Raw genomic sequence first — 26387 nt, 5'->3', positions numbered from 1 at the left:
TTGTGTACCGCTAATCAAGAGCTATAGAAATCACGGACTACGCAGAAGTTCAGCTAAAAAACCCGCTATTTCACGAATTTTTCACAGACCGAAGCTTCGCACAACGCCGCTGAACTTCCACAGTGTGGGTAGGATATTTCTTAGATGCTGCGGATCACCGCTGGTCCAGAACTGCGCAGCCCGAGGATTGCCCTCGGCCAGCAGTTGGCGCTCGCCCAGCAGACGCTGCAACTGACGCGCCACGGCCGCCCCGGTGTCGATCAGGATGACCGTCGGTGGCAGCATCGTCGCCAGCAATGGCTTGAGGAAAGGATAATGAGTGCAACCGAGGATGATGGTGTCGCACCCGGCCTCGACCAGCGGCGTGACGTACCCCTGCAGCAACTGGCGCAGCGCCGGGCTGCCCAGGTCGCCGGCCTCGATCAACTCCACCAGCCCCGGACAGGGTTGGGTGACCACCCGCACATCGCTGGCAAAGCGGTCCAGTAACGCGGCGAACTTGGCGCTTTGCAGGGTGCCCGTGGTGGCGAGCACCCCGATCACCCCGCTGCGGGTCGCGGCGGCGGCTGGTTTGACTGCCGGCTCCATGCCCACCAGGGGCCAATCCGGATAATCAATACGCAAGTCCGCAACCGCGGCTACGGTTGCCGTGTTGCAGGCGATCACAAAGGCCTTGGCGCCCTGCTCGCGGAAAAACTCCGCGACCACCCGCGAACGTTCGCGAATGAACGCCGGGGTTTTCTCGCCGTAGGGGATATGCCCGCAATCCGCCACGTACAGCAGCGACTCATGGGGCAATAAACGATGAATTTCGTCCAGCACCGACAGGCCGCCAACGCCGGAGTCGAACACACCAATCGGTGCATCCTTAACCATGCTGGCTGCCGCAGACGCTGCAACCGGGATCGCGCTTGACCCGCAGTTCGCGAAAACGTGTGCCCAGGGCGTCGATCAACAGCAGGCGCCCAACCAGCGGTGTGCCAAAGCCAGCCAGCAGCTTCAGGGCTTCCAGGGCTTGCAGGCTGCCGACCAACCCCACCAGCGGGCCGACGACGCCGGCTTCGCTGCAGGTCAGCTCGGTATCGCTGCCGTGCCCATATAAGCAGTGGTAGCACGGGCTTTCCGGACGCCGCGGATCAAACACCGAGAGCTGGCCTTCGAGGCGAATCGCCGCGCCGCTGACCAGGGGCTTGCCAGCTGCCACGCACGCCGCGTTCACCGCTTCGCGGGTGGCGAAGTTGTCACAGCAGTCGAGCACCAGGTCCACATTGGACACGGCGGCGGCCAACGAATCAGCGTCCAGCGCCGTGCGGTGGGCAATCAGTCGGATCTCGGGGTTGATCGCGCTCAAGCGGCCGATGGCGGAATCGACCTTGCTCAGGCCGATGCTGTCGGTGTCGTGGATGATCTGGCGTTGCAGGTTGGTCAGGTCGACGGTGTCAAAGTCCGCCAGATGCAGCTCACCGACGCCAGCCGCTGCCAGGTACAAGGCCACCGGAGCGCCCAGGCCGCCAAGGCCGACAATCAGCACGCGGCTGTTTTTCAGGCGTAACTGGCCGTCGATATCGACCTGTTGCAACAGGATCTGCCGGCTGTAGCGCAACAGCTCCTGATCGGTCAGCACGGCCGGCGCCCCAGGCTGATGCGCTCATGGCCGCCGAGGTCGATACGGCTGTGGACCTCTTCGAAACCTTGCGCCAGCAGCAGGTCGCGCACGGCCGGAGCCTGGTCGTAACCATGCTCGAGCAACAACCAGCCACCGGCCTCCAGGTGCTGCGGCGCCTGGGCGATGATCAGGCGCAGGTCGTCCAGGCCGTCGTGGCCGGCCACCAATGCGCTGACCGGCTCGAAACGCACATCACCCGCCGCCAGGTGCGGATCGCTGTCGGCAATATAGGGCGGGTTGCTGATGATCAGGTGATAGGTGTGATCTTTGAGGGCGCTGAACCAGTGACTATTGAGCACCGTGACGTTTTCCAGGTGCAGGCGCTGGCGATTGCGCTCGGCCAGGGCCACGGCTTCCAGCACGCGATCCACCGCCGTCACGCGCCAGGCCGGGCGCTCGCTGGCCAGGGCCAGGGCGATGGCGCCGCTGCCAGTGCCCAGGTCGAGGACATTGGCCGGGGTCGCGGGCAACAACTCCAGGGCCGCTTCCACCAGCAGTTCGGTGTCCGGGCGCGGGATCAGGGTGTGCGGCGCGACTTCCAGGTCAAGCTTCCAGAAACCTTGCTGGCCGAGGATATAGGCCACCGGCTCGCCGCTGCGGCGACGTTGCAGGTAGTCGGCAAAGCGCAGCGCGTCTTCGCTGCTGACGATTTTTTCCGGCCAGGTGTGCAGGTAGCTGCGGGACTTGCCCAAGGCAGCGGCCAGCAACAACTCCACATCCAGGCGCGCGGTAGGCGAGTCCGGCAGGTCGGCGGCGCGCAGCAAGCTGGCAATAATGGTCATTTATTCACCTATCGCGGCCAGTTGGTCCGCCTGGTATTCGGCGAGCAACGGCTCGATCACTGCGTCCACGCCACCGGCAAGGATCTCGTCCAGGGAATACAGGGTCAGGTTGACCCGATGGTCGGTAACCCGGCCCTGGGCGTAGTTATAGGTGCGAATGCGTTCGGAACGGTCACCCGAGCCCACCAGCAACTTGCGCTCACTGGCAATGGCGTTGGCGGCGGCGCTGGTCTGCTGGTCGTTGAGCTTGGCCGACAACCAGGACATGGCCCGCGCACGGTTCTTGTGCTGGGAGCGTTCTTCCTGGCACTCCACCACAATGCCGGACGGCAAGTGGGTGATGCGGATCGCCGAGTCGGTCTTGTTGACGTGCTGGCCACCGGCGCCCGACGAGCGGTAAGTGTCGACCCGCAAGTCTGCCGGGTTGATTTCAATGGCTTCCTGCTCGTCCGGCTCGGGCAATACCGCCACGGTGCAGGCCGAGGTATGGATACGGCCCTGGGATTCGGTGGCGGGCACACGCTGTACGCGGTGCACGCCGGACTCGAATTTCAGCTTGCCGTAGACGTTCTCGCCTTCGACCCGGGCAATGATTTCCTTGTAGCCGCCGTGCTCCCCTTCGTTCTCCGAGAGGATTTCCACGCGCCAGCCGCGCCGCTCGGCATAGCGCGAATACATGCGGAACAGGTCGCCGGAGAAGATCGCCGCCTCGTCACCGCCAGTACCGGCGCGGATTTCCAGGAATACGTTGCGCCCGTCGTTGGGGTCTTTGGGCAGCAACATGCGTTGCAGGTCGCCCTCCAACTCGATGAGCTTATCTTTGGCTTCGCGGACTTCTTCCACGGCCATTTCACGCATGTCCGGGTCGCTGTCCTTGAGCAGTGCCTGGGCACCTTCGAGGTCGGCCTGCACTTTGAGCAGTTGCGAATAGGTGGTGACAATCGGCTCAACTTCGGCGTATTCCTTGGAATAGGCACGGAACTTGGTCTGATCGGAAATAACCTCGCCATCGCCGAGCAAGGCAGTCAGTTCTTCGAAACGGTCCTGGAGCACGTCCAGTTTATTGAGCAGTGACGCTTTCATTGCGGTTTTTTATCCGAAGAGCTGTCTGACGCGCCCTCTCCGAGGGCAAAGAGTTCCTGGGCCATGGCCAGCGCATCGAGGCGGCCTTCGGCTGTCAGTTTTTTAAGCTGTACGCTGGGAGCATGCAACAGCTTGTTGGTAAGGCCACGGGCCAATTGCATCAAAATGTCTTCAGCGTTGCCGCCATTGGCCAGCAGGCGCTGGGCCTTGATCAATTCTTCGTCACGCAAGCGCTCGCCCTGTTGGCGATAGGCCTTGAGCACATCCACGGCGGCCAGCTCGCGCAGGCGCACCATAAAGTCATCGGCGCCGATCGCGACCATTTCCTCGGCCGCCTGGGCAGCGCCCTGGCGGCTCTTGAGGTTTTCGGCGACCACTTCGTGCAGATCGTCGACGCTATAGAGGTAAACGTCGTCCAACTCGCCGACTTCCGGCTCGATATCCCGGGGAACGGCGATATCCACCATGAAAATCGGTTTGTGCTTGCGCAGTTTCAGGGCGCTTTCCACTGCGCCCTTGCCGAGGATCGGCAACTGGCTGGCGGTGGAACTGATGACGATATCGCTGCGCACCAGTTCGGCCGGAATATCGGCCAGCAACACGGCGTGGGCGCCGAACTCTTCGGCCAGGATGCTGGCGCGCTCCAGGGTCCGGTTGGCCACCACGATGCGCTTCACGCCCAGGTCATGCAGGTGCCGGGCGACCAGGGTGATGGTCTCGCCCGCGCCGATCAGCAGGGCCTGGCTGCGTTGCAGGTCGCTGAAAATCTGCTTGGCCAGGCTGACGGCGGCAAACGCCACGGAGACCGGGTTTTCACCGATGGCCGTATCAGTGCGCACCTGTTTGGCCGAGTTGAAAGTGGCCTGGAACAAACGCCCCAACAACGGCCCCACGGTCCCGGCTTCGCGGGCTACGGCGTAGGCCGATTTCATCTGGCCGAGGATCTGCGGTTCGCCCAACACCAGCGAATCGAGCCCGGACGCCACACGCATCATGTGACGAACTGCCGCATCATCTTCATGCACATAAGCGCTGGCGCGCAGGTCATCCAGGCTCAAATGGTGGTAATCAGCCAGCCAGCGCAGCACCCCATCCGACGAAAGATGTTCCTGCTCTATATAGAGCTCGCTGCGGTTGCAGGTGGAAAGGATCGCAGCTTCGCGGCTGTCGGTGAGCCGGCACAGCTGCTGCAAAGCCTCAACCAACTGCTCCGGGGTAAACGCCACGCGCTCGCGGACGTCTACAGAAGCAGTCTTGTGGTTGATACCCAGAGCAAGGAAGGCCATTCAATATCGCTGATGATGTCGAGAAGCCGACAATTGTCCTACTTCGACTGATTCAGAACAACCACCGTCGTCTATTGTCCTAATGCCCTATGCCTATAAAGGCGCCAATTGAGACTCGGTTATGTTTGGCCGAGGGCTTGTGTCATGATGATCCGACCGCAGGTTAGTCGTCCTCTTCCTATATGAATAGATCTTCCGCGTTGCTCCTTGCCCTTGCCTTCCTAGGCGGCTGCCAGTCCATGGCCCCCGTATCGCCGCAGAGTCCTGCGCCGGTGGAAGACAACACCCCCGCCCCTGAAAAGCCCAAGGTTTATTCCTCGTTCAGCGAAGAAACGGTGTTCAGCCTGCTGAGCGCGGAGCTGGCCGGCCAGCGCAATCGTTTCGACATTGCCCTGGATAACTACGTGACCCAGGCCATCAACACCCAGGACCCGGGGATTTCCGAGCGCGCGTTTCGCATCGCCGAATACCTGGGCGCCGACCAGGCCGCCCTGGACACCGCACTGATCTGGGCGAAAAACGCCCCGGACGACCTCGAAGCCCAACGCGCTGCGGCAATCCAGTTGGCGCGTGCCGGGCGCTACGACGACTCCATGGTCTATATGGAGAAAGTCTTGCAGGGCAAGGGCGATACCCATTTCGACTTCCTCGCCCTGTCTGCTGCCGACACCGACCAGGACACCCGCGATGGTCTGATGAAGAGTTTCGACCGCCTGCTGCAAAAGCACCCGAGCAATGGCCAACTGGTATTTGGCAAGGCGCTGCTGCTGCAACAGGATGACGAACCGCAAGCGGCCCTCAAGCTGCTGGAGCAAAACCCGCCGGAAGAAGGTGAGATCGCCCCGCTGCTGCTGCGCGCGCGCCTGCTGCAAAGCCTCAACCGCGGTAAGGAAGCCTTGCCGCTGCTGCAAAAAAGCATCAAGAAGTATCCGGACGACAAGCGTCTGCGCCTGACTTATGCGCGCATGCTGGTAGAACAGGACCGCATGGAAGGCGCCAAGGTGGAGTTCGCCAGCCTGGTCCAGCAATACCCGGACGATGACGAATTGCGTTATTCCCTGGCGCTGGTATGCCTGGAAGCCAAGGCCTGGGAAGAGGCCAAGGGCTACCTGGAAGACCTGATCGCGCGGGAAAGCCATGTCGATTCGGCCCACCTGAACCTGGGGCGCATCGCCGAAGAACGGGATGACCCGCAAGGCGCGCTGATCGAGTACGCCCAGGTCGGCCCCGGCAATGACTATCTGCCGGCACAACTGCGCCAGGCCGATATCCTGATGAATAACGGCCGCACCGACGAAGCCGAAAAACGCCTGGCCGCCGCCCGCGATGCCGAGCCGGACTACGCCATCCAGCTGTATCTGATCCAGGCCGAAACCTTGTCGGCCAACAATCAGGGGGAGCGCGCCTGGAAAATCCTCGCCCAGGCCCTGCTGCAATACCCCGACGACCTGAACCTGCTGTACACCCGCGCCATGCTGGCCGAAAAACGCAACGACCTGGCGCAGATGGAAAAAGACCTGCGCCTGATCATCAAGCGCGACCCGGACAATGCCATGGCACTGAACGCCCTGGGTTACACCTTGTCAGACCGTACGACGCGCTATGCCGAGGCCAAGGCTCTGATCGAACAGGCGCACCAGCTCAACCCGGAAGACCCGGCAGTGCTCGACAGCCTGGGCTGGGTGAATTACCGCCTGGGCAACCTCGATGAAGCCGAACGCCTGCTGCGCCAGGCCCTGGAGCGATTCCCCGACCAGGAAGTCGCCGCGCACCTGGGCGAAGTGCTCTGGGCCCAGGGCAAACAACGCGAAGCCCGACAAATCTGGGGCAAGTTCCTCAAGGAACAACCCGACAGCCCTATCCTGCGCAGCACCATCAAGCGCCTGACCGGATCCGAGACTCTTTAATTCTATGTTTTTGCGCCACGCCATCGTTTTCAGTTTTATCGCCCTGCTCGCCGGTTGTGCGGGCTTCGGTGCCCGTGAGTCCGTCGAAGGCCAGGGCAACCCGGCACAGTGGCGACAGCATAAGGATCAGCTCAGCAGCATTGATGGCTGGCAGATCGAAGGCAAGATCGGGGTTCGCGCACCGAAGGATTCGGGCAGCGGCACCTTGTTCTGGCTGCAACGCCAGGACTATTACGACATCCGCCTTTCTGGCCCCCTGGGTCGCGGTGCTGCGCGCCTGACCGGTCGACCGGGGCAAGTGAGCCTGGAAGTGGCCAACCAGGGCCGCTACGAAGCGCCATCGCCGGAAGCCTTGCTTGAAGAGCAGGTCGGCTGGAAGCTGCCGGTCTCCCATCTGGTCTGGTGGGTTCGCGGCCTGCCCGCGCCCGAGAGCAAGAGCCGTCTGAGCCTCAATGGCGACAGCCGCCTGGCCACCCTGGAACAGGATGGCTGGCGGGTCGAATACCTCAGCTATGTGGAACAAAGCGGCTACTGGCTGCCCGAACGCATCAAGCTGCACGGCTCCAACCTTGACGTCACGCTGGTGATCAAGGACTGGCAACCACGCAAGCTGGGGCAGTGACATGAGCGAACGCCTGACCCTGCCCTCCCCGGCCAAGCTCAATCTGATGCTGCACATCCTCGGACGTCGTGAAGACGGCTACCACGAGTTGCAGACGCTGTTTCAATTTCTCGATTATGGCGATGAGATGACCTTCGCCGTGCGCGACGATGGCGTGATTCAGCTGCACACCGAATTTGCCGACGTGCCCCATGACAGCAATCTGATCGTGAAGGCCGCAAAAAAACTTCAGGAACAATCCGGTTGCCCGCTGGGCATTGATATCTGGATCGACAAAATCCTGCCCATGGGTGGCGGTATCGGTGGTGGCAGCTCGAATGCCGCGACCACCCTGCTCGGCCTCAATCACTTGTGGCAGCTTGGCTGGGATGAAGATCGCCTGGCCGCACTGGGCCTGACCCTGGGCGCCGACGTCCCGGTTTTTGTGCGTGGACACGCCGCATTTGCTGAGGGTGTAGGGGAAAAACTCACCCCTGTAGACCCCGAAGAGCCGTGGTATGTCGTGCTTGTTCCGCAAGTATCTGTAAGTACAGCAGAAATTTTTTCAGATCCGTTGTTGACACGTAACTCTTCTCCCATTAAAGTGCGCCCCGTTCCCAAGGGAAACAGTCGAAATGACTGCTTACCGGTGGTAGCAAGGCGTTATCCAGATGTACGTAACGCATTGAATTTGTTAGGTAAATTTACCGAAGCAAAACTCACCGGAACTGGAAGTTGTGTGTTTGGGGGCTTCCCAAGCAAAGCTGAAGCTGATAAAGTCTCGGCCCTTCTTACAGAGACCCTTACAGGGTTTGTAGCAAAGGGAAGCAACGTTTCGATGTTGCATCGCAAGCTGCAAAGTCTGCTCTAAAGGAACCGAGTACTGGGTACTCGTTGCAACAGATACAGGGGCGTCGCCAAGCGGTAAGGCAGCAGGTTTTGATCCTGCCATGCGTTGGTTCGAATCCAGCCGCCCCTGCCATTTTCTATACTCATCCAGGTTACCCTCAGCCTCTAGGTACTGCGCGTGTCCAAGATGATGGTCTTTACGGGGAACGCTAACCCCGATCTGGCTCGACGTGTCGTACGTCAGCTGCATATCCCTCTCGGTGACATCTCTGTCGGTAAGTTTTCCGACGGCGAAATTACAGCCGAGATCAATGAAAATGTCCGCGGTAAAGATGTTTTCATTATTCAGCCGACTTGCGCTCCGACCAACGATAACCTGATGGAACTCGTCGTGATGGCTGATGCCTTCCGCCGCTCCTCAGCGACTCGAATCACAGCTGTAATCCCTTACTTTGGTTATGCCCGTCAGGATCGCCGTCCGCGTTCCGCACGTGTGGCTATCAGCGCGAAAGTCGTCGCTGACATGCTGACCGTGGTAGGTATCGACCGTGTTCTCACGGTTGACCTGCACGCTGACCAAATCCAGGGGTTCTTCGATATTCCGGTAGATAACATCTACGGCTCCCCCGTTCTGGTGGATGACATCGAAGACCAGCGCTTTGAAAACCTGATGATCGTGTCCCCGGACATTGGTGGCGTCGTGCGTGCACGGGCTGTTGCCAAATCCCTGGGCGTGGACCTCGGGATCATCGACAAACGCCGCGAGAAAGCCAATCACTCTGAAGTGATGCATATCATCGGTGATGTCGAAGGGCGTACCTGTATTCTGGTCGATGACATGGTTGATACCGCCGGCACCTTGTGCCACGCGGCAAAAGCCTTGAAAGAGCACGGTGCGGCTAAAGTCTTCGCCTACTGCACACACCCTGTGCTGTCGGGCCGAGCGATCGAGAACATCGAGAACTCTGTGCTGGACGAACTGGTGGTGACTAACACCATCCCGTTGTCCGCTGCTGCTCAAGCCTGTGCACGTATCCGTCAACTGGATATCGCACCGGTTGTTGCTGAGGCGGTTCGCCGTATCAGCAATGAAGAATCGATCAGCGCGATGTTCCGCTAAGGGTCAAACCCTGGCGGCATCAACCTGACGAAAAGCGCCCCGCCCCAGCACAATGCTGGGGCGGGGCTTTTTTGCCCATATCGCCTTTAGCGCTGGTCGCAAACGCTGGGGCGAATGTGGTTATTTTGGAGATACAACATGAACGATTTTACTTTGAATGCTGAACTGCGTTCCGACCTGGGGAAAGGTGCGAGCCGCCGCCTGCGTCGTCTCGCAAGCCTGGTTCCAGCTGTAGTCTACGGTGGCGAAAAAGCCCCTGAGTCCATCAGCATGCTGGCTAAAGAAATTGCCAAACTGCTCGAAAACGATGCGGCCTACAGCCACATCATCGAGCTGAACGTTGGCGGCAAAAAGCAGAACGTCATCATCAAGGCCCTGCAACGTCACCCAGCTAAAGGTCACGTGCTGCACGCTGACTTCGTACGCGTCGTAGCAGGTCAGAAACTGACCGCTATCGTACCTGTGCACTTTGCTGGTGAAGAAGCTCCGGTCAAGAAAGGCGGCGAAGTCTCGCACCTTATCGCCGAGATCGAAGTGACCTGCCTGCCTAAAGACCTGCCTGAGTTCATCGAAGTCGACCTGTCGGCTCTGGAAATCGGTGACATCGTTCACCTGTCCGACCTCAAGGCCCCTAAAGGCGTTGAGTTCGTTGCTCTGGCTCACGGTGATGACAAGGCTGTTGCCAACGTCCACGCTCCACGTGTTGCTCCAGAAGCTGAAGAAGGCGCTGCAGAGTAATTCACTCTGTAATGCCGGAGCTTGAGGAAACATCGCGGACCGAAACGTAGCGAGAAAGCGGGCGATAACGCGAAGTTTATCTCTGGATAAGTGAGCTCCTGTCGTCCACTTTCGCCGCAATGAGGTTGCGGCGATGTTATCCACAACTCCAAAGGAAGGGCCCCTGTCGTGACTGCCATTAAACTGATCGTTGGCCTGGGAAATCCAGGCGCCGAATACGAACAGACCCGGCACAACGCGGGGGCCCTTTTTGTTGAGCGCATCGCCCACGCCCAAGGCATCAACCTGGTGGCCGATCGCAAATATTTTGGCCTGACCGGACGCTTCTCGCATCAGGGTCAGGATGTTCGTCTGCTGATTCCCACCACCTACATGAACCGCAGCGGCCAGGCTGTCGCGGCGCTTGCGGGCTTCTTCCGGATCAAACCCGAAGAAATCCTGGTGGCCCATGACGAACTGGACCTGCCACCCGGCGTTGCCAAGCTCAAGCAAGGCGGCGGCCACGGCGGTCATAATGGCCTGCGCGACATCATTGCGCAGTTGGGCAATCAGAATACGTTTTACCGCCTGCGGCTCGGCATTGGCCACCCAGGCGTTGCCAGTATGGTTTCAAATTTCGTCCTGGGTCGTGCGCCACGCGCCGAACAGGAAAAACTCGATGCCAGCATCGACTTTGCCCTCGGCGTGCTGCCGGATATCTTCGCCGGTGAATGGAACCGTGCGATGAAAAACCTGCACAGCCAGAAGGCCTGACTTTTTTGCGAGGGGAAACACCATGGGATTCAATTGCGGCATCGTCGGCTTACCTAACGTCGGCAAGTCCACCCTGTTCAACGCCCTGACCAAGTCCGGTATTGCGGCGGAGAACTTCCCCTTCTGCACCATCGAACCCAACACCGGTATCGTGCCAATGCCCGATCCGCGCCTGGAGGCCCTGGCGGCCATCGTCAATCCCAAGCGCATCCTGCCGACCACCATGGAGTTCGTCGACATCGCCGGCCTGGTGGCTGGCGCGTCGAAAGGTGAAGGCCTGGGCAACAAGTTCCTCGCCAACATCCGTGAGACCGATGCCATCGCCCACGTGGTCCGCTGCTTTGAAGACGAGAACGTGATTCACGTCTCCAACAGCGTCGACCCGAAACGCGACATCGAGATCATCGACCTGGAACTGATCTTCGCCGACCTCGACAGCTGCGAGAAGCAACTGCAAAAGGTCACGCGCAACGCCAAAGGCGGCGACAAGGACGCAGTGGTCCAGAAGGCCCTGCTGGAGCAGTTGATCGCACACTTCACCCTGGGCAAGCCGGCACGCAGCCTGATGAAGAACATGAGCGTCGACGAAAAGGCCGTGATCAAGGGCTTCCACCTGCTGACCACCAAGCCTGTGATGTACATCGCCAACGTGGCTGAAGACGGTTTCGAGAACAACCCGCTGCTCGACGTGGTCCTGGCCATTGCCGAAGAAGAAGGCGCAATGGTTGTACCGGTCTGCAACAAGATCGAAGCGGAAATCGCCGAACTTGAAGACGGCGAAGAGAAAGACATGTTCCTCGAGGCCCTGGGCCTGGAAGAGCCTGGCCTGAACCGCGTGATCCGTGCGGGCTACGAAATGCTGCACCTGCAGACCTACTTCACCGCCGGCGTCGAAGAAGTACGTGCCTGGACCGTCAAGGTCGGCGCCACCGCGCCACAGGCTGCCGGTGTGATCCACACCGACTTCGAAAAAGGCTTTATCCGCGCGGAAGTGATCGCCTACAACGACTTTATCCAGTTCAAGGGTGAAGCCGGGGCCAAGGAAGCCGGTAAATGGCGCCTGGAAGGCAAGGAATATGTCGTCAAGGATGGCGATGTGATGCACTTCCGCTTCAACGTGTAAGCTGGCTGTACGATCCAAGCGGTAGAACAAAAAGCCGATGCTCTGCATCGGCTTTTTTGTGGGCGATGATTTCTGTTACCCATCACAACGAAACAATCACTTACCTTATAAATCAAAAGATTCAAATACAAATATTCCACTCCGCAGACAAAAAATCTTCTCAACAGAAAACTCACAGCTACTTGTAGACTATTCCTGCCGAGAATAAGCATATCCACACAACCAGACACTTGACTTATATAAAACCCCAGGCCACCAAGCCTTTCGCACAACAAAGCCGCCATTTACCATTTTTAACCACGATGACAATCCAGAAATTTTACTATCTACTTACCAACATATAACAAACTTTAGTCCCACAATAGTGAAGCGACACATTATTGGAGCAACAGCAATATGTCGACCTCCTATCAGTACGAGTTCGAGACTGACACATCGCTAACCGAGTGCCCGGATATCGAAAGCACAATCCACAATACCGCCACGCAGAACATCGATATATTGCTGTTGGGCGAAACAGGCACTGGTAAAGATACACTGGCGCAACGTGTGCACCGTTTATCTCATCGAAAAGGTAACTTTGTTGCCATCAATTGCGCAGCGATACCGGAAAGCCTTGCAGAAAGCCAACTGTTCGGAGTCAACAGTGGCGCCTATACCGGGGCCATACAATCACGTGCAGGATTTATTGAAGCCGCCCATCTGGGCACTTTATACCTGGATGAAATCGATAGCATGCCACTCACTTTGCAAGCGAAGTTGCTGCGTGTGCTGGAGGCTCGGGGTGTCGAGCGGCTGGGCTCTACGCGGTTTATCCCGCTGGACATACGCATCATAGCTTCAGCCCAACATTCGCTGCACGACATGGTGGAACAAGGTGCGTTCAGACGAGACCTGTACTTTCGCCTGAATGTCGTCAACATCACCCTCCCCCCCTTACGTGAACGCCCCGAGCGGATTATTCCGTTATTTTTTAACATGATCCGGCAAGAGGCAGAGTACTTTAAGTGCCCAGTTCCACAACCGCCCAGCACCCTCATTCAACAATTGCTGTGTCACCCATGGCGCGGTAACGTCCGAGAGTTGCGCTCAACCGCCAAGCGTTTCGTGCTGGGACTGCCTCCAACTTCAGTGCCTTTAATGAGCACCGAAGACAATAATTTGAACTTAAAAGAACGCTTGCAGCAAATAGAGAAACTTCTGATTGAAGAATCCCTGCGCCGCCATGTTTATAACGTGGACAGTGTGGCGACCGAACTGAATATCGCCAAACGCACGCTCTACCATCGAATGAAGCAACTGGGAATATCGCTGGAGTGAATGAAGACTGCTCAACAAGGACATATTTCGATACAGCTGCTCCCACAGGCTTTGGAACGACATGCTATTTGCAACCACATAGATAATGGCTACAGGCTTTGACTGCCCAACGTCAAGGGGCATTTGAAACACTGTCAGCAACCACCTTTTACGTTAATGATCATGGAGTAAACAAATATGGGTGTCAGTGGCGTTGGTAATAGTAATAGTGGCGGCTCTTCAAATTTTGGTTTTGGCGACGGAGATAACGCAGACCTGAAAGCACAACGTAGAGCCATCCAGCGTGAATCCCTGAAGGAAGGTAACGAATCCTTCAAGCTGAGTGAACAGAAAAAAAATATTGAAGCAATGCGATAACCCACTGCGTCCCCTGCCTCCTGGCAGGGGACGCAGCCTCACTGTCTGGCTTCGGGATTTTATATGCGTACAGAAGCGCTACAGGCGTTTTCATCAACCGATGAAAAGCGCCTGAAAACCTCCACAATGGCTACATCTCCTGTGTTCCAAAGCGAGGATGTGAACTTTTTCATCTCAAGCCTGGAGCACTCAGGCCAAGCTGCAATAGCCGTAGCCCCAACGGTTACACCGAACGCCCTCACGGACATGTCCAACCAGTTGCTCAAATCGTCAAACTATATGGGCAGAGCCCTGAAAGCGATGGGGAACGGCACGAGAGAAAACTTCTCGCTCGGCTACTCCACCCAACTGTCCACTACGGTGCTGGGAACACAGATGCTGGTCAAGGGCCTCTCAAAGGGTGCCCAGCTCATCGAAAAAATCAGCAACCTGCAGTAGGTAAACATGATTCGTCTCCTGGTCACCGGGTTGGTTTTATCTCTGACATTAGTGCTCACGGGGTGTAATGACAGTGTCGAACTCCATCGCCAGCTTTCCGAGCAGGAAGCCAATGAGGTGATTGCGGAACTGGCAGACAAACACATACGCGCCCAGAAAATCCCCGCCAAAGATGGTGTGGTTGTACGAGTGAACAGCGCCGATATCAGTCGTGCAGTGCGTACACTTGATGCCGTCGGTTTGCCCAAGATGGCCCGCGCCACAATGGGCGATACCTTTCGCAAGGAAGGCGTCATCTCCACCCCACTGGAGGAACGTGCCCGCTACATCTACGCCTTGTCCCAGGAGTTGGAGGCGACCTTGTCAAATATCGATGGGGTGATTGTCGCCCGGGTCCACGTAGTGTTGCCAGAACGCGTTGCACCTGGAGAACCCGTGCAACCTGCATCCGCTTCGGTCTTTATCAAACACGATCCGCGACTGGAGCCTGACAGTATCCACGGACGCGTCCGGCGGATGGTCGCCAGTAGCATTCCCGGCATGGCCACGGCCGTCGATAACTCACAAAAACTGACCGTGGTATTCGTACCCGCAACGGCTTACCAGGAGCAGCAACGCCTGAGCTATTTCGGCCCGTTTCTGATACCGGGCGATGACCTTGTTTTTTGGCGCAGCACCCTCGCGTTGATAGCCGCCGTCATAGTACTTGTACCGGCTGGCGCCCTGTTCTGGCATAGGCGTGGTCAACGCCTGCGGCGTGAGACACTCACCACGGCCACCCCGGCCCATGAGTGAGCAGTTGGAGTGGGCCCGATGGTGGGCTTTCCCGTGGAAGTTTTCACACAGCGACTGGGGCAACTTCGACGAATATCATGCACAGAGCGCCCTGTACCACCCACGGCACGTTTTCGTGAATACCCGGCTGGGTATCGAACCCTGCCTGCCGCCCACGCCCCACTCCACAATCCTTCGCTTGGCGCTGGCCCCCCAGGAGCAACTCGAGAGCATGCTGGCGCTGCTGGACAACGTTTGTCGCCCCGCCACCGATAGCCAGTTGAGCCAAGACCAATACGAGTGGTGTCAGCGCCTGTCCAAGGCACTACGCCCAGACACGCTGTTGTCCGGTAAAGAAGACCCACTGCAATTGCTACGTGCCTGGGTAACCCCAGCCATCTGGCAACGCCTTCGATTGCGGTTTGAGCGCCGTCGGACCCACCCCCCTGAAGAGCACACACCCGCACTCAATGACGCTCGAAACCGCCTGGACACGCTGTGGCAGGCCATAGTCTGGCGAGCAACCACCATGCCAAGCGAGCAATCCTTCACTTATCAAACTGAGCAGAGAACGGATGATGTTGAACATACGTAAAATCGAGTTGCGCACCGGTGCTCCAGGATTACCGCAAACCCTGATTTCCCAGGAAATGCTGGCGGATTGCCGCAGGGCCAGTCAATTGTTGAGCCGTGCCAAGGTCCAAGCCAAGGAACTGCTGCGCCAGGCAACCGAACACCGGGAAAAAGCCCTTGAAAAGCTCACACTGGAGTTCTGGCGGCGGGCCAATGCGCAACTCAAGGAATGGGAAAAACAACAGCACGTTATGTGCGACAACCTGGAGCAATATGCCACCTCTATTGCCAACCAGACCATCCTCTGCCTGCTTGAAGAGGCACCTGTGGCACAGCGCCTTAGCGCCTTGGTCAAGCAATTACTGGCGACTCAAGTTCCATCAGGCAAGGCAACACTCCTCTGTCACCCACTTGAGTGTGCCGAGGTAGAACGCTGTCTTTCCAGGCAGCACGCCACGTTTTGGACACTACGTCCTGATGACCGGGTCCGTCCTCAATCCCTGGTATTGGAAACGGAGGAAGGGGACTTCTGTATCAACTGGGCCAGCCTGTGCGAAACAGTACTGGTCCGTGACGTGCAAACACCAGGTGCCTGACGGGTCAGGGAGCGTTGCCGAACAGATGTATCAATAAACACCGAAACAAATGGAACTGAAATTTGAGGGGAACCACATAGCTCAGACACATCAGGAGAAAAATATATGGATTTCCACCACGACGTGAAAAAGAACCTGCTCAGACAACTGCAGAGCAGCATAAACAAGGCAGCCGATATAAACGAAGATTTTGCCAACACAGATTTCGATGAGTATTTGTTCGCTGAGTTGATGAAACAGGAGCGTTACTCGTTGATCGCCTACAACGAGGCCGTTCGCGCCAGCCATACCATTCTCAAAATAGTTGCTGACGGCGTGCAGTAAGGTGGATGCGCTGATTGCCCGCTGGATGAACGACCAAACTGAACACATCAGCCTGATGGAGGGCAACGATGAGATTGTCTTACGGCGCTCTGGCCCAGTGCTGCTGTTAAGTGTGCAACTGACTCAGGAACGGCCCGACAAATCCACCCTGCAAAACTGGATGCGATTGGGACGCGCCAGCCTGAACCACTTCCAAGGAGCGCTGGCCCAATCACCGGAAAGTGGTGCGCTCTGGCTGCGTCAACAATTGATCAGTGGGTGCAGTCCAGAACAGTTGTGCAACACACTCGAAACGCTGCTCAACCAGCGCGACACCTGGCGCGCAATGATCAAGCGTCTCGCAAAGCCAAACCTGAAACACAAGCCCCTGTCACTACGCTCGCTGCCGTACTAATCAGAGAGTTCCCCCATGTATAACAAGATCGACAAGCGCAATCGCTTGCGCGCCGTCTCGCCTGCAGGTCCGCGAAAAATAGCCGATTGGCGCTGCCTGCTAGCGTTACCCTGGTTGCTTATGCCCCTGCAAAGTACGCTCGCGGCTATCCCCAGTGAATGGAAAAACACCGCGTATGCCTATGAAGCCGAACATAAGCCGGTGCAAGAAGTCCTGGAGGATTTCGCCCAGACCTTTGGCACGCAATTGCAGATCGACGGCCTGCTGGAGGGCAACGTCAATGGCAAGATCCGCGCTGATACCCCCCAGTCACTGCTCGACAGGCTGGGAGTAGAACATCGTTTCCAGTGGTACATGTACAACAACACGCTGTACATCAGCACCCTGGACCAACAGGAGTCCGCGCGCCTGGAAGTCTCCTCCGAAACCGTGGCTGACTTGAAGCAGGCCTTGACCGACATTGGCCTGCTCGATAGCCGTTTCGGCTGGGGAGAATTACCTGACGATGGTGTGGTGCTGGTGTCGGGCCCCAAGCGTTATATCGACCAGATCAAGCATTTCAGCAGCCAGCGTAAATCTCCCGATGAAAAACAGAGTGTGCTGACGTTCCCGCTGAAGTTCGCCAACGCAGCAGACCGCCCGATTGATTATCGTGGCGAAAAGTTGGCCATCCCCGGGGTTGCCAGCATGTTGCGAGGCTTATTGGAACCTCGGGACACCTCAGTGCTTTCGTCGAGGACCTCACGTCCCGCCTCGTCATCGCAGCCCTCGCCTGTCACCCCGATCCTGCCCCGCCTAAGCAACCCGATGCTGGACCAGATGCTCGGCGCGCCAGCTCCCCTCGGGCAGATGAATCCAGGCATGCCGCTCACCACCAGAGCCCCGGTTGCAAGAGGCCGGATCCGCGTTGAAGCGGATGTGCGTAACAACGCCGTATTGATCTATGACCTGCCAGAGCGCCAGGCAATGTACCGCGAGCTGATCGCCCAGCTCGATGTGGCACGCAAGCTGGTGGAGATCGACGCGATCATTCTCGATATCGAGCGCACGCAGCTGCGTGAGTTCGGGGTCAACTGGGGTTTCCAGAACAGCCGCTTTCGTGGCGGGGTGAACATGGCGCCGGGTACCTCCGCACAGATGTCGATTGGAAACCGCGACCGCTTCTACGCCGATATCCGCGCCCTGGAGGCCAAGGGCCTGGCGACCATGGTGTCCAACCCGTCGGTGCTGACCCTGGAAAACCAGCCCGCTGTGATTGATTTCAATCGCACCCAGTACCTGACCGCTGGCGTCGAAAACGCGACCATCTTGCCCATCACCGTGGGCACCAGTTTCCAGGTGGTGCCACGGGTCATCACCTCGCGCGGCAGCCATCAGGTCCATCTGGCGGTGGATATTGAAGACGGCAACTTCGACGAAACCAACCCCGAACGCATCGGCCCCGATGTACGCCGCGGCAAGGTCAGCACCCAGGCGGTGATGGCGGAAAAACGCTCGCTGGTGGTCGGCGGCTTCCATGTCAGCGAAAGCGCCGACAGACGCAATAAAGTGCCGGTGCTGGGCGATATTCCCTTGCTGGGCAAGACGCTGTTCCCCTCCACCGAGCGCAAGAACAACCGCCGTGAACGCCTGTTTATCCTGACCCCGCGGGTGATCGGCGACCAGGCGGACCCGTCGCGCTATTTGCCCCAGGACGACCAGGCGGAACTGCAGGCCGCCCTCAAGCCTTTGGCCAGGCGCTATGCCGAGCATCAGCCCGTGATCAAGCGCAGCGATATCACCAGCGCCCTTGCACACCTGGTCACCGGTCAAGTGCCCCACACGTTCAAGGCTGAGCCTATGCCGCTAGGCCTGAACACCTTGTGCAGCACCCGTGATCTGCTGGCGCTCAATACCGAACGCAGCCAGTGGTACACCGGCCCGCAGTTCAACGTGGCGGTGGTCGTGCTGCGTAACCAGTTCAAGCGCAACGTGCGTATCGATGAGAAGGAATGCAGCAACTCCCAGACCCTGGCCGTCGGTGTCTGGCCGCGGGCCTGGCTCAAGCCCGGTGAAGAGGCCGAGGTATTCATCGCCATGCGCCCGGTGGTGAAGGATGAACATATCGGTGTGACCCGCCCCTCCCTGCTCACCCCAACACGGAAAACTGCGCCATGAAACAGCGAATCGCCTGCATCACCCTCCTCGGCCTGACCCTGCTGCTGGAGGGGTGTACACCGACATGTCGAGGCGACTCCTGCTCCCGCCCCCAATCGAGCGCCGACAAACTGGTGGTGTGGTGGCCGCCGCAAATGCGTGTCGAACCCGGCCCCTCGGGGGAGCGCTCGGATTACCAGACAATCTCCCTGGAGCGATGACGGTCATGCCATTACCCGACGCTGGTTCGCATGACCAGGAGTTTCTGCAGAACCTGGTGAGCGGCCGTGTCGCTTACCACTCGCTGCACCCGGGCATTGGCCTGTGCCGTTTGAATCCCGGCTCGCAACCCGGCCTGGCCTTGCAGATTGCGCCTGAGGCGTTGCAGGTCGGCCAGTTGGAACGGGTGCTGGAGCGGCGCTTTGAACACGCAACGGCGTTCGATGGGTGCTTTGTGTTCCTCGATGCCAAGGGCAGCCTGGTGATCTGGCATGCACTGCCCTCCTGCGGCCACTCGCCCGCTGACACCCTCAGCCGCATGCTTTCCCTGGCCCGGCTCGAAGCGCTGGATGTACACCGCGCGCCCTAGCGGCGCGCAAGCTCCGGCAACTCCAGGGTCTGGCGCTTGGCTTCATCATCCAGTTCACGCAAGGTGCGATAGATCAGCGCCACTGCCTGCAGGGTCTCCCGGGGAATCGGCGCGCCCAGCTTGCGCTCATACAGCATGCGCGCCAACCACACACACTGGATCACCGGCACATCGGCGGACTTGGCCCGTTCAATCAACTTACGGGCCAGGGCATCCGTGCCTTTGTCCACCAGCATCGGCAGCGGGGTTTTGCCGGGGCGGTAGTACAACGCCACGGCATAGTGCGTGGGGTTGACCACCAGCATGTCGGACTCTTCCAGCTTGGGTAACTTGATCTTGGGTTCTTCCTGGGCGAGCTGGTAAGCCAGGGAACGCCGCTGCCCCTTGACGTGGGGGTCGCCCTCCATGTCCTTGTACTCCTTGACCACCTCCACCTGGGTCATGCGCATGCGCTTGGCAAAGAAGTGCTTCTGCATGGCCAGGTCGATCAGCGCGAGCACCAGCAGCAGCCCCAGGCAGGCATGCAGCAAGTGGCGGAACAAGGTGATCAGCGCCACGATATAGCTTTGCAGATCGCTGGTGGCCAGGTTGATCAACACCTGCAAAGAGGGGGTGATAACCACATACAGAATCAGCGAGAGCAGCAATGCCTTGCCTAGCCCCATCAACAGGTTGATCACCGACTGGGCGGAAAACATCTGCTTGAGCTGGTTCAGCGGATTGAGGCGATTGAAATCCGGCTTCAGGCTTTCCGGGGCAAACAGGAAGCCGAACTGCATCCAACTGCTGATCAGTTTCGTCGCGATCGCCACCGCGCACATCAACAGACCAAACGAGAAAAAAACGACCAGGCCATCGAGCAACACTTCTTCCAGGGCGCGAACAAACGGTTGGTCCAAGCGCGAAAACGGCAACACCATCAACTGCTGGAAGCGCTGCATGCTGGTTTCGGCGGTGAGCAACGCGATCTCGCTGATCGCGGTGAGCACCAGCAACTTGGGCACGTCCTGGCTTTGTGCAACCTGGCCTTTCTTGCGTTGGTCCTTGAGCTTCTTGGGCGTTGCCGCGTGTTTTTTCTCGCCGGAATCGCTCATTGGTTCACGCCCCGGAACATCAGGCCAAGGGCATGCTTAAGGTCGCCCAGCAGCCCCATGCGCCCTACAATCAGATCTTGCAGCAATGGAAAATACAGCAGTAAAAAGGCCAGTCCCGCCAGGCTCTTTGCCGGCATTGCCAGGGTACTGACCTGCAACTGCGGGCTGTACAACCCGAGTAAGGCGAAACCGAACTCCAGTAACAGCAGCACCGCGATAAAAGGCGCAGCGTAAAGCATCATGTGTGTGAAGGTTTCGCCAAGCATCCCAACGAACACGCTGAAACCGTTGACGGCCACCACCGGCAGCCAATCCGTGGCGGGCCAGATCAGGTAGCTATCCCAGATAACCTGGGTCAATACGCCCAGCCCAAGGGTGGCAATCAACAGGAAAATCACCACCTGCTTGAATAAATGCCCCACGGGCGTGGCGTCCGGGCCGAGCGAGGGGTTCAGTTGCCCGCCCGCCAGGGCCCCACGCTGGTTATCCAGCAGCGCGCCTACCGACTCGAACATCCAGAATGGCATGGACAACAAGACACCCAGCAAAACCCCCAGGCCCACCTCCTTGAGCAATAGCCCACCGAGCATCAGCACCGAGTATTCGTTGCCCGCCAGCGCAGCATGGATCATCGGCGCCGGCATAAACGCCATGACCATCACAATGGTATGCCGGGGCATACCGCGTATATGTTGAAAACAGAAGGCCGGCACCAGGAACGCGCAAGGGTAGATGCGTGCCATGGCGATCACCAGGCTGGCCAGGAAGTCGAGATAAGGCAGCACCGGTCGTACCTCAGTTCAAGGCCGAACGGGCGATCATGTCGAACATCAGGTTGATCAGTTGGATCAACTCCACGCCAATCCAGCGCCCCGTCAGGATCAGGGTAATGCCAACCGCCACCAGCTTGATGCCAAAGGGCAGCGTCTGGTCCTGTATCTGCATCAGGGCCTGTACCAGAGATGTCATCACGCCGACGATCACTGCCACGATCAACGGAGGTGCCGATAGCACCACCACCAGCAACATGCCCTGTTTGAAGAGTAGGATCGGTTCCATAGGCCACTCAGAGATAAGAAAAGAACAAGCTGTCGAGCAGGCGCGACCACCCGGACACCAGCACGAACAACAACAACTTGAGGGGTAAGGAAATGGTCATGGGTGAGACCATCTGCATGCCCAGCGCCAGTAACAGGTTGGAAACAATCAGATCGATGACGATAAAGGGCACATAGATCAGGAAGCCGATCTCGAACCCTGCCTGCAACTGCGAAAGCACAAAAGCCGGGATCAGCAGCAACAGGTCATCGCGATGGGCGTTTTGCGCCATCTCCGGCGGCCACATGCGCGCGGTGTTTTCCACCAAATGGGTCAGGACGTCCGGGTCGGTGTTGCGGCTCATAAAGGTGCGCAGCGGCTTTATCGCCTCTAGCCCCGTTTCTTGCAGGCGCTGCACGCTGCTCATGTCCACGGGGAATTGCTTGGCATTCTGTGCCATTTCATATCCCACGGGCGCCATGACAAACAGGGTTGCCGCCAGCGCTATGCCGTTCAACGCCATGCTGGGCGGCACCTGCTGCACGCCAATCGCGTTGCGGGTGATCATCAGCACAATGACGATTTTCAGAAAGGCCGTGCAGACAATCAACAACATAGGCATCAACGACAATGCCGCGAGAAACAACGCCAGGACAATGGGGTCGATCCCCTGAAAAGTCATCGCGCGAAAATCACACGGGACAACTGCAAGCCGAGGCGTCCATCCACCTCCACCAACTGGCCCTGACCAATCGGTCGATCGCCGTAGTAAAGCCCTGCCATGCCCGGGGCGTAGCCCGCGATGCTCAACACCGCGCCGGGGGCCAGATTGCGCAGCTCCCCGAGGGTCAGGTTCAGGGTCCCACAGCGCACATTCAAGGCCATGCTCAACTCATCGAAAGGCTCATGGCCAAAAACATCTACCACGGGTTCATCAAGATCATGCTCGTCATACCCTGAGTAATGTTGTGCTGAAAGATCCTCGTCCACAGACGTCTCCTCGATAGATATAAGTGTCAGGCACACAGACCCCGATTCATCATCAAGGCGCCCATGCACGCGATGCCTTCCCATCCGCAACCGACCATTGCCGTGCACATCGAAAAAGGCCTGTTCCAGCATCACCACATCACCGACACGCAGGCTGCGAACCTGGGTCAGGGGTAGCTGCAAGCGCCCCAGCGTCACGGCAATCGCCAGTTGAAACGAGGCCGGTAATGGCTGGGCCGTCGGCTGCCATTGCCCCGCCTCGCACAGCGCCAACAGACTTTCAGGGGTCAGCAACAGATACCCCACCACCCTGGAGGGCCCCAGCGTCACCGTAAGCCGGCAACCGAAATTCAGTTTTCCAGGAGGCGTGCGAAGGCGCAGGTAACCGAACAGCGCTCGCACCTGAGGGCTCAAGTGGTGCTGGAACAGCTCCCAGAACCAGGAATCCGGATCATTGCCAGCCTCTGCCAGCGTCACCGGGCACTCCCCCAGCAGGCTGAACATCGGCCCCGGCTCGCTGAAGGCCAGCAGGCCGCAAGCACTGTCGAAATACAGGGGGGCAGCGCTTCTGGGCGCGCGCCCGGGTTCCAGCAGCAACTCTCCCTGCTGGTCCTGGACCGTAAACCCCATGCGCAAGCCGCGCCCCAAACGAAGCCTCGCCGCCACCGTGCCGCTTTTGACCGATGGAATGAGCAAGGTCGGCAGGATCATGCCGTCCCCACATGCACCAGATGCACATTGACCGGCTGGCCCAACCCTTCGGCCAAACGCTCCTCGCAGCACTGGCGCACGCCCCCCAGCCAACGGGCGGTCAGCTCCTGTTCTGCCGCCAACTCTATGCTCCAGGCCCCCTGTTCACGACGCACACTGGCATTGATCCGGCCCAGGCGCGGCAGATACAGCAACGCCTGCAGGGGCCACTGCACTCCCCCACGGATCTGGGGGAGCAACTGGCCGGTCATGGCTTCAATCATCAAGATATCGGCGGACGCCGCAGCACCCGTGGCCGATGGGCCGTAACCGGCGCTCTCGTCGGTGTCGCCAAGCAGATGAGTAAACAACTGCCCCAGCTCCCTGGCCAAGCCGCCCACCATCACCGGCTCCCTGTCGTCCCGAGGCTCACGCAGACGCGGGCGTTCGGGTTTGCTTGCTGGAACTTGCGTCATATTTCTTCCTGTATTGCTTCCTGAGCCAACAAAACGGACAACTCCTGAAGTTTCTCGACCTCTTTAAGGCATTGGCTCACCTGTTGCTGCGCACTGGCGACCTGCACCACCTGCTCCTCACGCCGGCCATGCAGCTCATGCAACTGCCCTTCTTCGCGCCGGGTTCCGGCGGACAAAGTGCGCTCCTGGGTCCCCCAGGACTTGAGCTGGGACAGCGAGAGCACCTGCCCCTGGTGCTTCTCCAACAGCTCTGCGGTTTTCTGGATTTCCTCCAGGCGGGTCTGCTCAAGGGCTTGCTGGGCCTGCTGGATTTGCGCCAACAAGGCCTGCTGGTGCCGCTTGGCCTCACGCAACGCGCGCTCGGCGCGGTCGGCGCGATGCCTGCGCAGACGCCGCAAGGTGTCGAGTTCAGAAAGGGACATGGGTGGTCAGGCTCATCAATTGATCGAGGGTCATCGGCATCGGTGCCGGCTCGCGCAAGTCCTGGCGCAGGAAGCCATCCACCGCCTGGCGGCTGTCCACGGCCAGGTCCGTCAGGGCATCGTTGCCGGGCTGGTATTCCCCCAGCTTGAGCATCAGCTCGATCTGTTGGTACGCCGATAACAAGCGACGCAGTGCCGTCCCGGCCTGGATATGCGCGGGCTCGGCGACGTTGCTCAAAATCCGTGACAGGCTGGCCAGCACATCCACCGCCGGGTAGTGGCCGCGCTCGGCCAATTTGCGCGACAAGACGATATGGCCATCGAGCAGCGAGCGCACTTCATCGGCCACCGGATCGCTCATGGAGTCCTGCTCGATCAGCACCGTATAGATCGCCGTGATCACCCCCTCGCGGGTCAGCCCTGCGCGCTCTACCAGACGCGGCAGCAAGCTGTACACCGACGGCGGCAGGCCGCCACGCCCCAGCGGTTCGCCGGCGGCCAGGCCGATTTCGCGCTGGGCCCGGGCAAAACGGGTCAGGGAGTCGATCAGCAACAGGACCCGCTTGCCCTTGCGTCGGTAGCCTTCGGCCAGTGCCGTGGCGGTGAAGGCAGCCCGGGCGCGCTCCATGCTTGAACGGTCGGACGTCGCACACACCAGCACCGCCTTGGCCCGCAGTTGCTCATCCAGTTCATGATCGAGAAACTCGCGCAACTCGCGGCCCCGCTCGCCAATCAGGCCGAACACAATCACATCACAGTCGACGTTTCGGGCGATCTCCGCGAGCAAGGTGGTCTTGCCACAGCCGGCCCCCGCAAACAGGCCAACGCGCTGGCCTTCACCCAGGGTCAGCAGGCCGTCGATCGAACGCACCCCGGTGGACAATGCGCGGTGGATCCGCGGCCGCTCGGTGGGCAACGGCGCCTCGCACAACACCAGGCTGGTATCGTGGGCGTGCGCCTCGACAAAGGCGCTGGCCCCCTCCCCCGTAATCGGGCGGCCAAAGCCGTCCAACACCTGGCCCAACAGGTCATCGCCGACCCGCACCCGATGCGCAACCCCCAACTGCTCGACACTGGCCCCCACGCGCACGCCTTCCAGGTTGCCCAGGGCACTGAGCACCGCATCCTGCTGATCGAAACCGATAATTTCGGCCAGCATGTAGTCGCCCGTGGACTTTTCCACCTGGCACAAATCGCCAATACGCGCGTCGGGCAAGCGGCATTGCAGCAACATGCCGTTGACCCGCTGAATACGCCCACGTACCGAGACCGGCGCAAAATTGGCCAGGGCCTGTGATCGGTCCTGCTGCCAGGCCTCCAGGCGTGCCTGCAGCTCGCCACTCACCAGCGCACCTCATAGCGCTGCACGCCGTCGAACACCACCTTGCTGTTATCAATCAGGACCAGCCGCAAGCCATCCACTTCATCCCCGACAAACAGCCGGCTGCCTTCATCCAGGACCACATGCCCATTGGGCCCGCCGACGATCTGCAGGATCTTGAAAGGGAACACGGCGCTGCGCTCTTTGACCCGGCTGATCACCGGCACGGAGGTCTCGAACTGCTCGCCAAAACGACTGAGCATGCGCGACACCACTCCCACCTCGTCCAGGGAAACGTCACCGTCCAGAGCCACCTGGCCATTGATCACCTGCAGGCGGATCCGATTACCCAGCTCACGCTCGTTGAGCATTTTCAGCAGTTGCTGGCGGACTTCGTAGGGTGAGTCCAGCTCGTTTTTTTGACTTTTCACCGGCATCAACGACGCCTGCGCCTCGTGGTCGCCCGTGGTGGCCAGGCCCACCGCCGTAATGATGACGGCAATCACCAGCACCAGGCTGAGCATGCGCTTCTGTTGCGGCCCGGAAATCGAGGACAACGTTAATGCCGGCACCGCCTGGCCGACCGGCCTGGGCGCAGGCGCATCGGCAGCAGGCATCGCTGCTTGCGGCCAAGGCTGGTCGGCCAGGGTGACACACAGGCGAACATTGCCAATCGTAAAAGGACTACCCAGTGCCAGGTCGGCAATCTGCGCCAGAAGCCGACCGTCGCCGGCCCGCACCAGCCCTTCTTCGGCCTGCACCGACCAGCGCTGCTCGATACAACGCAACAGCACATGCCGCTCGGCAATACCTTCGTCATACAGCGAAAGATCAGCATCCGGGTGGGCCCCAATCAGCCATTGCCCGCCAAACAGTGGCAGCGCAGCCCCCTGGTGCAGACCATCAAGCACGCGCAATTCAAACATCATCTAGCCTCATCACCGCTG

At 59.2% G+C, this 26387-nt stretch carries 32 protein-coding genes and 1 tRNA gene; 19 read left to right on the top strand and 14 right to left on the bottom strand.

Features of this window, described 5'->3' with window-relative positions:
- Positions 1 to 81: 81 nt before the first annotated feature.
- The 5 genes from murI to hemA are packed head-to-tail and all read right to left on the bottom strand — an operon-like array spanning position 82 to position 4817.
- Positions 82 to 876, bottom strand: a complete 795-nt coding sequence (murI, locus tag K1X80_RS05420; protein WP_057958302.1) for a glutamate racemase — start codon at positions 874 to 876, stop codon at positions 82 to 84.
- A complete protein-coding gene (locus tag K1X80_RS05415; protein WP_120731660.1) occupies positions 869 to 1624 on the bottom strand; it encodes a molybdopterin-synthase adenylyltransferase MoeB in 756 nt (251 codons plus the stop codon). Before K1X80_RS05415 ends, murI begins: the two co-directional genes overlap by 8 nt.
- Complete coding sequence (prmC, locus tag K1X80_RS05410; protein ID WP_220172703.1) at positions 1618 to 2448, bottom strand: peptide chain release factor N(5)-glutamine methyltransferase; 831 nt, start codon at positions 2446 to 2448, stop codon at positions 1618 to 1620. The genes K1X80_RS05415 and prmC overlap by 7 nt, the downstream gene beginning before the upstream one ends.
- On the bottom strand, positions 2449 to 3531 hold the full coding sequence (gene prfA, locus K1X80_RS05405; protein ID WP_057437746.1) for a peptide chain release factor 1: 1083 nt from the start codon (positions 3529 to 3531) through the stop codon (positions 2449 to 2451).
- Positions 3528 to 4817 carry a glutamyl-tRNA reductase gene (gene hemA / locus K1X80_RS05400; protein WP_057958299.1) on the bottom strand — a complete coding sequence of 430 codons (1290 nt, stop codon included), beginning with the start codon at positions 4815 to 4817 and terminating at the stop codon, positions 3528 to 3530. Before hemA ends, prfA begins: the two co-directional genes overlap by 4 nt.
- Positions 4818 to 4999: 182 nt before the next feature.
- On the opposite strand from hemA, the gene K1X80_RS05395 reads away from it, so the two are divergent.
- The 19 genes from K1X80_RS05395 (at position 5000) to K1X80_RS05305 (ending at position 19409) form a co-directional block, all read left to right on the top strand.
- Positions 5000 to 6724 carry a tetratricopeptide repeat protein gene (locus K1X80_RS05395; protein WP_128593274.1) on the top strand — a complete coding sequence of 575 codons (1725 nt, stop codon included), beginning with the start codon at positions 5000 to 5002 and terminating at the stop codon, positions 6722 to 6724.
- A gap of 4 nt (positions 6725 to 6728) precedes the next feature.
- Positions 6729 to 7346 carry a lipoprotein insertase outer membrane protein LolB gene (gene lolB, locus K1X80_RS05390; RefSeq protein ID WP_057437742.1) on the top strand — a complete coding sequence of 206 codons (618 nt, stop codon included), beginning with the start codon at positions 6729 to 6731 and terminating at the stop codon, positions 7344 to 7346.
- Between the two features lies 1 nt (position 7347).
- Positions 7348 to 8196, top strand: coding sequence for a 4-(cytidine 5'-diphospho)-2-C-methyl-D-erythritol kinase (gene ispE / locus K1X80_RS05385; protein WP_115127432.1), 849 nt, complete (start codon positions 7348 to 7350; stop codon positions 8194 to 8196).
- 36 nt (positions 8197 to 8232) lie between these two features.
- Positions 8233 to 8307: transfer RNA gene (locus K1X80_RS05380), tRNA-Gln, on the top strand.
- Between the two features lie 45 nt (positions 8308 to 8352).
- Positions 8353 to 9294 carry a ribose-phosphate pyrophosphokinase gene (locus K1X80_RS05375; RefSeq protein ID WP_003171603.1) on the top strand — a complete coding sequence of 314 codons (942 nt, stop codon included), beginning with the start codon at positions 8353 to 8355 and terminating at the stop codon, positions 9292 to 9294.
- A 138-nt stretch (positions 9295 to 9432) separates the two neighbouring features.
- A complete protein-coding gene (locus tag K1X80_RS05370; RefSeq protein WP_057958296.1) occupies positions 9433 to 10032 on the top strand; it encodes a 50S ribosomal protein L25/general stress protein Ctc in 600 nt (199 codons plus the stop codon).
- Between the two features lie 168 nt (positions 10033 to 10200).
- On the top strand, positions 10201 to 10785 hold the full coding sequence (pth, locus tag K1X80_RS05365) for an aminoacyl-tRNA hydrolase (RefSeq protein ID WP_032857782.1): 585 nt from the start codon (positions 10201 to 10203) through the stop codon (positions 10783 to 10785).
- A 22-nt stretch (positions 10786 to 10807) separates the two neighbouring features.
- Entirely contained in the window at positions 10808 to 11908 is a 1101-nt protein-coding gene (gene ychF / locus K1X80_RS05360; protein WP_057437736.1) for a redox-regulated ATPase YchF, read from the top strand.
- A gap of 396 nt (positions 11909 to 12304) precedes the next feature.
- Positions 12305 to 13228 (top strand): sigma 54-interacting transcriptional regulator, encoded by a 924-nt coding sequence (locus tag K1X80_RS05355; protein WP_057958295.1) that lies wholly within the window; start codon positions 12305 to 12307, stop codon positions 13226 to 13228.
- A gap of 177 nt (positions 13229 to 13405) precedes the next feature.
- Positions 13406 to 13585, top strand: coding sequence for a hypothetical protein (locus K1X80_RS05350; protein ID WP_081044173.1), 180 nt, complete (start codon positions 13406 to 13408; stop codon positions 13583 to 13585).
- Between the two features lie 63 nt (positions 13586 to 13648).
- Positions 13649 to 14023 carry a hypothetical protein gene (locus K1X80_RS05345; RefSeq protein ID WP_057958294.1) on the top strand — a complete coding sequence of 125 codons (375 nt, stop codon included), beginning with the start codon at positions 13649 to 13651 and terminating at the stop codon, positions 14021 to 14023.
- Positions 14024 to 14029: 6 nt separating this feature from the next.
- Positions 14030 to 14818, top strand: a complete 789-nt coding sequence (gene sctJ, locus K1X80_RS05340; RefSeq protein WP_057958293.1) for a type III secretion system inner membrane ring lipoprotein SctJ — start codon at positions 14030 to 14032, stop codon at positions 14816 to 14818.
- Positions 14811 to 15392: a hypothetical protein gene (locus tag K1X80_RS28065; RefSeq protein WP_057958292.1), complete on the top strand. Its 582-nt coding sequence runs from the start codon at positions 14811 to 14813 to the stop codon at positions 15390 to 15392. The genes sctJ and K1X80_RS28065 overlap by 8 nt, the downstream gene beginning before the upstream one ends.
- Positions 15376 to 15966, top strand: coding sequence for a type III secretion system stator protein SctL (sctL, locus tag K1X80_RS05330; protein ID WP_057438025.1), 591 nt, complete (start codon positions 15376 to 15378; stop codon positions 15964 to 15966). Before K1X80_RS28065 ends, sctL begins: the two co-directional genes overlap by 17 nt.
- A gap of 105 nt (positions 15967 to 16071) precedes the next feature.
- Positions 16072 to 16290, top strand: a complete 219-nt coding sequence (locus K1X80_RS05325) for a hypothetical protein (RefSeq protein ID WP_057958291.1) — start codon at positions 16072 to 16074, stop codon at positions 16288 to 16290.
- A gap of 1 nt (position 16291) precedes the next feature.
- Positions 16292 to 16684, top strand: coding sequence for a CesT family type III secretion system chaperone (locus K1X80_RS05320; RefSeq protein ID WP_057437726.1), 393 nt, complete (start codon positions 16292 to 16294; stop codon positions 16682 to 16684).
- 15 nt (positions 16685 to 16699) lie between these two features.
- Positions 16700 to 18841, top strand: coding sequence for a type III secretion system outer membrane ring subunit SctC (gene sctC / locus K1X80_RS05315; RefSeq protein WP_220172702.1), 2142 nt, complete (start codon positions 16700 to 16702; stop codon positions 18839 to 18841).
- Positions 18838 to 19041, top strand: a complete 204-nt coding sequence (gene hrpT, locus K1X80_RS05310; RefSeq protein ID WP_057958289.1) for an HrpT family type III secretion system protein — start codon at positions 18838 to 18840, stop codon at positions 19039 to 19041. Before sctC ends, hrpT begins: the two co-directional genes overlap by 4 nt.
- Entirely contained in the window at positions 19038 to 19409 is a 372-nt protein-coding gene (locus K1X80_RS05305) for a hypothetical protein (RefSeq protein WP_057958288.1), read from the top strand. Before hrpT ends, K1X80_RS05305 begins: the two co-directional genes overlap by 4 nt.
- Here the strand turns inward: K1X80_RS05305 and sctU are convergent.
- The 9 genes from sctU to K1X80_RS05260 are packed head-to-tail and all read right to left on the bottom strand — an operon-like array spanning position 19406 to position 26366.
- Positions 19406 to 20503 (bottom strand): type III secretion system export apparatus subunit SctU, encoded by a 1098-nt coding sequence (gene sctU / locus K1X80_RS05300; RefSeq protein ID WP_169990137.1) that lies wholly within the window; start codon positions 20501 to 20503, stop codon positions 19406 to 19408. The genes K1X80_RS05305 and sctU overlap by 4 nt on opposite strands.
- Positions 20500 to 21288 carry a type III secretion system export apparatus subunit SctT gene (gene sctT, locus K1X80_RS05295; RefSeq protein WP_220172701.1) on the bottom strand — a complete coding sequence of 263 codons (789 nt, stop codon included), beginning with the start codon at positions 21286 to 21288 and terminating at the stop codon, positions 20500 to 20502. The genes sctU and sctT overlap by 4 nt, the downstream gene beginning before the upstream one ends.
- 10 nt (positions 21289 to 21298) lie before the next feature.
- Positions 21299 to 21562: a type III secretion system export apparatus subunit SctS gene (gene sctS / locus K1X80_RS05290; RefSeq protein WP_057958285.1), complete on the bottom strand. Its 264-nt coding sequence runs from the start codon at positions 21560 to 21562 to the stop codon at positions 21299 to 21301.
- Between the two features lie 7 nt (positions 21563 to 21569).
- The gene (gene sctR, locus K1X80_RS05285) at positions 21570 to 22223 is read right to left on the bottom strand and encodes a type III secretion system export apparatus subunit SctR (protein ID WP_057958284.1); all 654 of its coding nucleotides are present in this window, start codon (positions 22221 to 22223) and stop codon (positions 21570 to 21572) included.
- Positions 22220 to 23242 (bottom strand): FliM/FliN family flagellar motor switch protein, encoded by a 1023-nt coding sequence (locus K1X80_RS05280; protein WP_057958283.1) that lies wholly within the window; start codon positions 23240 to 23242, stop codon positions 22220 to 22222. The genes sctR and K1X80_RS05280 overlap by 4 nt, the downstream gene beginning before the upstream one ends.
- The gene (locus K1X80_RS05275; RefSeq protein WP_057958282.1) at positions 23239 to 23697 is read right to left on the bottom strand and encodes a type III secretion system HrpP C-terminal domain-containing protein; all 459 of its coding nucleotides are present in this window, start codon (positions 23695 to 23697) and stop codon (positions 23239 to 23241) included. The genes K1X80_RS05280 and K1X80_RS05275 overlap by 4 nt, the downstream gene beginning before the upstream one ends.
- The gene (gene sctO / locus K1X80_RS05270) at positions 23694 to 24119 is read right to left on the bottom strand and encodes a type III secretion system stalk subunit SctO (protein WP_057958281.1); all 426 of its coding nucleotides are present in this window, start codon (positions 24117 to 24119) and stop codon (positions 23694 to 23696) included. The genes K1X80_RS05275 and sctO overlap by 4 nt, the downstream gene beginning before the upstream one ends.
- Positions 24106 to 25464, bottom strand: a complete 1359-nt coding sequence (locus K1X80_RS05265; RefSeq protein ID WP_057958280.1) for a FliI/YscN family ATPase — start codon at positions 25462 to 25464, stop codon at positions 24106 to 24108. The genes sctO and K1X80_RS05265 overlap by 14 nt, the downstream gene beginning before the upstream one ends.
- Complete coding sequence (locus K1X80_RS05260; RefSeq protein WP_081044177.1) at positions 25461 to 26366, bottom strand: FHA domain-containing protein; 906 nt, start codon at positions 26364 to 26366, stop codon at positions 25461 to 25463. Before K1X80_RS05260 ends, K1X80_RS05265 begins: the two co-directional genes overlap by 4 nt.
- Positions 26367 to 26387 lie beyond the last annotated feature (21 nt).

Source organism: Pseudomonas sp. So3.2b, from assembly GCF_019464415.1.
Classification (GTDB): domain Bacteria; phylum Pseudomonadota; class Gammaproteobacteria; order Pseudomonadales; family Pseudomonadaceae; genus Aquipseudomonas; species Aquipseudomonas shahriarae.
The sequence above is the reverse complement of the archived record's forward strand: the minus strand, read 5'-3'. Positions and strand labels throughout refer to the sequence as shown.